At 47.8% G+C, this 5,216-nt stretch carries 4 protein-coding genes; 2 read left to right on the top strand and 2 right to left on the bottom strand.

The window, feature by feature from the left end:
• Window positions 1-142, top strand: a 142-nt coding sequence (locus PV02_RS12820) for a monomethylamine:corrinoid methyltransferase (RefSeq protein WP_256623811.1), incomplete at its 5' end; no start/stop codon positions are given.
• A gap of 111 nt (window positions 143-253) precedes the next feature.
• Here the strand turns inward: PV02_RS12820 and PV02_RS12815 are convergent.
• Window positions 254-967 carry a formylglycine-generating enzyme family protein gene (locus tag PV02_RS12815; RefSeq protein ID WP_256623810.1) on the bottom strand — a complete coding sequence of 238 codons (714 nt, stop codon included), beginning with the start codon at window positions 965-967 and terminating at the stop codon, window positions 254-256.
• 152 nt (window positions 968-1,119) lie between these two features.
• Here PV02_RS12815 and PV02_RS12810 point away from each other — a divergent pair, with 152 nt between their 5' ends.
• On the top strand, window positions 1,120-3,054 hold the full coding sequence (locus PV02_RS12810; protein WP_256623809.1) for a hydantoinase/oxoprolinase family protein: 1,935 nt from the start codon (window positions 1,120-1,122) through the stop codon (window positions 3,052-3,054).
• Window positions 3,055-3,113: 59 nt separating this feature from the next.
• Here PV02_RS12810 and PV02_RS12805 read toward each other — a convergent pair whose 3' ends face one another.
• Window positions 3,114-4,487 carry a monomethylamine:corrinoid methyltransferase gene (locus PV02_RS12805; RefSeq protein ID WP_256623808.1) on the bottom strand — a complete coding sequence of 458 codons (1,374 nt, stop codon included), beginning with the start codon at window positions 4,485-4,487 and terminating at the stop codon, window positions 3,114-3,116.
• Window positions 4,488-5,216 lie beyond the last annotated feature (729 nt).

Here is a 5,216-nt window from a genome sequence, read left to right as displayed (position 1 = left end):
CGAGAAGAACTATGCAACCGCACCTCAAGGCAAGACCTTCCAGGAGTGCTATGACGTCAAGACCATAACACCCACCGACGAGTACGTCCAGGTCTACGAGGGCGCACGCAAGAAACTCGAGGGTCTGGGCCTGGTCTTCTAAGACAAGAAATCCCTGTGATAAACTAGTTTATCACTTCCCTAGCAGCCAGCGATTAATCACCGCTGGCGACCCTTTTTTTTAAACGGGCTATTATTCCCTGATCAAGTGGCCTTATACTGACCTGAGAAGACGAAAGCCAAGCGAGTAGTGACCGTAGTTCGGATGGAAATTGATACGGTAGGATGACCGGCACTTTTTAGGATAGTTGACCCAGCTTCCACCCCGCAGTACAGGGCCGGAGATGCTGCCGGCTACCCAGGAACTGGTATCAGCAAGACTGTTTTCACATATCTCATAATACCTGTCATAGCACCATTCCCATACATTGCCGTGCATATCATACAGTCCCCATGGATTCGGTTTCTTCTGGCCTACCGGATGTGTCCCATGTTCGGAATTGCGATAATACCAGGCGTATCCATCCAATTCTGAATCAGCATCGCCAAAGGAATATCTCGTGGCTGTACCTGCCCTGCAGGCATATTCCCATTCATCTTCGGTCGGAAGACGGTACTTGCCATCGCCTTCCTTTGAATTCAGGCGCCTCACAAACTCCTGTACATCATTCAGCGAAACACACTCAACAGGCCTGTCACTTCCTTCAAAACAGGAAGGGTCACTGTCCATCAACTCTTCCCACTCTTTCTGGGTCACCGGATATTTCCCAAGGTAGAATGGCTTTGAAATAGGTGTCTCACAGGTCATTCCTTTATCAGTGTGCTCATTTTGATCCGTCCGGGGTTCACAGGGAGGGACGAGCATGAATTGCATGCCAATGGAATTCTTTATAGACGCAGCAGGCTCTCTTCTCTCAGCATCAGCCATTCTCTTACCGACCACCGATCTTTGTACAAATTCTTTTTACAACTGGATGACGAACAGGATAATATTTAGTCTTTCCAGTTATGATAAGTACTGAGAACAGATATCTGTATATGTTATCCGGTCCATCACTACCCTAAAAGGAGTTCCTCAATATGCAATTCAGTCTTGGGATCGATGCAGGAGGCACATATACGGATGCTATCCTTGTAAGGGATTCTGATAGTGCCTTTGTAGGTTCCAGCAAAGCGCTTACAACTTACCCTGACCTGATAAAAGGCATCAGGAGCGCAATTGATGATCTCGACCAGAAGTTCCTTGAAAAGGTAAGCCTTGTATCGGTCTCAACGACCCTTGCGACCAATACAGTTCTTGAAGACACGGGCAGTCCTGTCGCGCTGATACTTGTTGGTGAACATCCGCTTGAAATGGATTTTCCTGCAAGGCATATCATATCCGTGGACGGAGGCCATAACTTCAATGGAGAGGAAACGGAATCTCTCGACATTGAAAAGGTCAGGGATTTTGCCAGGAGGGTCAGAAAAGATGTTGCTGCATTTGCAGTTTCTTCTTTTTTCAGCATTCGCAATCCTGAGCATGAGAACAGGATACGTGGCATCGTTCATGAACTGACAGGAATGCCTGTGGTCTGCGGGCACGAGCTTTCCCAGGACCTGGGTGCATATGAGAGGGCTGTGACTGCCGCCCTGAACGCTCAGTTGTTACCCATATCCGACCATTTCATCAGGTCTGTTCTGGAAGAGATAGAGCGCAGGAACATCACTGCAAAGCTACTTATGCTGAAATGCGATGGCAGTGTCGTCGGGCTGAAGGATGCCCTGGAAAAACCCGTGGAATCCATCTTTTCAGGCCCGGCTGCAAGTCTTGTGGGTGCATCCTATCTTTCTGGCCGTGATACATGTGCAGTTATTGACGTTGGCGGGACCAGCACCGATGTTTCGGCAGTGTATGACGGTATCCCTGAGCTCACAGATGCAGGTGCCACGGTCGGGGGATGGAGAACAAGGGTCCGTGCAACAAGGATGGAAACTTCTGCCATGGGTGGCGATAGCCATATCTGGACGCGGGCAAAAAAGATATTCATAGGCCCCAGGAGAGTTATCCCTCTTTGTGTCGCAGCTTCCAGGTATCCTTCCTTTCTGGACAAACTGGGAAGAAATGTGACTCCTCCAAGACACCTGTTGGACTGGAATGTGCAACCTACCAAGTTCTTCATGAGGTCCGGTTTCAAGGCCTGCGAACTGAACGATTCCGAGACCGCGGTACTGGAAGTGCTCGGCAGTGAACCTATGCCCCTGAACGAGATAATCGCAGAATCTGCAAAATATCCCTCCACCATTGTCCTTGATTCGCTTATCCAGAAGAGACTGGTCCAGCCGGTGGGTTTTACTCCTACGGATGCGCTTCATGTTCTTGGTGACTATGCACGATGGAACGTCGAAGCATCTGTTCTCGGGGCAGAGAAACTGGGGCGCATGAACAGGATGGATAAGTATGAATTCAGTTCCGGGGTCAAGAATATGGTTGCCAGGAACATGGCATTCAACCTGATGTCATTCCTGCTGCCAGGTGTCGAGAGATCAGGGATCGAGAAAATAGTGGGCGGTCAGTTCCCTGCAAGATTCAGGGCCGATATCCCGGTGGTATTGCTGGGTGGTCCCGTGAAGGCTCTCAGTGAGGAGCTAGGCAAGGTCATTGATGCCGATATCATCGTCCCGGAACATGCCGAAGTGGGAAATGCTGCAGGCGCGCTCTTTGGCAAGGGCATCAAGAGAATAGAGTTCATCATCAGGATGATCTCAGTATCGGAGCCGGAGGCCGGCTTCTATGTGTTCTCTCCCCTTGGCAGGGAAGAATCCCGAACATACAATGAAGCAGTCAGCTACTCAAAGGAGCTTGGGCGGAGGATGATCCTGGAGTATATGGGTGATTGCGGGGTAAGCAAAGAGAGCCTGGAGATCAGGGTAACTCAAAGGACCTTCTCTCCCAGGGACTGGAAGTATGACCCCGTAGAAACAAAACTGATGGTCGTAGGGGTCGGCCACCCTAAGAACCTTAGAAGACGGTAGTGTCAAAAATGAAGCGTATATTCTTTGGCCGATGAATCCAGAATGGCTCACTTTCCAGTTTAAACCGGCTCCCCCGGGAAATGTCCCAGTATCTCATAGGACACTTTCCTGTAGAGTGCATTATACTCTTCCGTGGGTTCGAGATCATACTCCGACTTGATCCTGTAGCACTTATCGAAGGTCCTGCCGGCAGGAGGGTTTGTCAGCTTGTCCTCATATCTTGAATAGATCTTTGCCACAAGGCGGTTTGCCTCGGCAAGGGACAGGTGGGTTGCCATCTGGGCTATCTCTCCCATGAACCTGGATTCCAGTCCGGATGAATGATCAGGTACTCCGCCGCGTGCCCCCACAGGTCCAAGTAATATGTCCCTGCCACACACTGTATCACCGATTGCCTGGGCTGCCGTCTCGTAGAACATCATATCGGTGCAGATGCCTGCAGCGTTCCAGTAATATCTTGCAGTATAATAGTTCATATTGCGGGATATGGCAAGGGAGGCAAGATTGGATGCCCAGAGTATCTCCTTTGCAGAGGATGAGCCTGTCTCGGCGTGCACCGCCCCTGAGCCGTGTATGCTCGAGTGTGCCAGCACTTTTGACTGCAGGGTCTCAGCCACATCTATTATTGCCAGTCCCTCGGCCGAGCCTATGCAGGGACCACCAAAGACCGGCACCTGGCCGGATATGTAATGGTTGCCGTGTTCCTGGTGGTAGATGCATTTGGACAGGGTCTCGTAGTCGGTCTTAAGGTCATCCATATATACCTCCTGAGGGTCTGCGCAGGAGTAAAGCTCATCAGAGGACACCAGGAGATACGATGTAGGGATCGTGGGTGTGCTTGGCCCCATCAATGCCAGTCCTTCACGCCCTCCTATTTTCGTAGCAAGCCTTTCATTCCTTGCAGCCTTGAGGACCGCCAGCAGCTCCAGGGGGCTTTTTGGTTTTATGTACTCCCCGCAGAACTGCTTCATTGCACCGCTATAGATGCCCTGCACGACGTTCTCAAGTACTGCGCTCAGGTTGATATAGAGGAAGTTTTCCTCTGAAACGCTCCCCCCCATGGGCCCACCTATGATAACGGGGGGGATGGATGCCATTGGGTACCTGTGAGGCACTGTCACTTTCTCTTTGAGCCGGCCTATCTCCAGGGGGTTTGTAATGTTAAGGGATTTCAGTATATCCTCTTCATCTATCTGAATAACCTTTCCAGTACTTTTGCAGTACACGCCAACTGTATGCAAAAGCTCGATGCCTGCTTCAAATGTTGCATCCGCAAGTTCCAGGTCATCAGGCACGAAACTCTTGCCGTCGTACTTAATCCCGTATTTCGCGGCGAGCTCTTCAGATGTTTTGAAGACCGCCAGATCATGCTGCTTTTCTGTCCTGTTTACTCCCTCAATTGCGCTTTTGAGGTACTTGTACATGTTTTGCATCTTGACACCCGATAATGGAAAAGAATCTCGGCCTCCTCTGATCAGGATTTTTCTTTTCACTTGTTGTTATTTTCTATCCTATCCCTGTTAAATTTGGGCTATATATACTTTATCTACGACCTCATTCGTATCTTCACTGCCCATTAAATTTATTTTTGTAGCAGATGCTGTTTTTATTCAAGGCTTTCTTTGATCCAATATATATTGTCATAAAGTATATATAGTAACTGTATAAAACGTTTTTTCGGCAATAATATTCACAATAAGATTGTTCTTTGATATCCTCTTAATTCTGGTCTTTCTCATACTGCATGGAGGAAAGGTTTACTATCTTTATTTTTTTATTTTGCATCCTGCGGAGAGTAATCTCTATTATATATAGTTTTCTATTGCCCTACAATTATTAAACTTATATGATTTATTATGCGTACACCTATTTTTTCTTTAGACAAAACTAGTTTTATTTAATCAGTATTTTCTGTGCTTTTCTGAAATATCGGTACTCAGGGAATGCATATTTTCGTCAGTATGAGTGTTTTCCATTATCTCTGGTTCGGGTCCCTTTATTGGTATTTATTATTTTTGCTTGCAGCCCTTTGTCTTATAATATTTAAGCTCTTCCATGCGGTTATGCGAAAAATATATATCACTGCAACTTGCATTTGTCTCTGTACAATAACGATTTTGCTAATGGAGTTAAATCATGGTTGAATATACCCCAAAAGAGAG

Source organism: Methanolobus chelungpuianus (assembly GCF_024500045.1).
Lineage (GTDB): Archaea > Halobacteriota > Methanosarcinia > Methanosarcinales > Methanosarcinaceae > Methanolobus > Methanolobus chelungpuianus.
This window is presented reverse-complemented; position numbering and strand designations above follow the sequence as displayed.

What these genes read in the sequence shown, in the direction of transcription:
- PV02_RS12815 (WP_256623810.1), bottom strand. Translation starts at nt 967, where the DNA reads ATGGCTGATGCTGAGAGAAGAGAGCCTGCTGCGTCTATAAAGAATTCC.
- PV02_RS12810 (WP_256623809.1), top strand. Translation starts at nt 1,120, where the DNA reads ATGCAATTCAGTCTTGGGATCGATGCAGGAGGCACATATACGGATGCT.
- PV02_RS12805 (WP_256623808.1), bottom strand. Translation starts at nt 4,487, where the DNA reads ATGCAAAACATGTACAAGTACCTCAAAAGCGCAATTGAGGGAGTAAAC.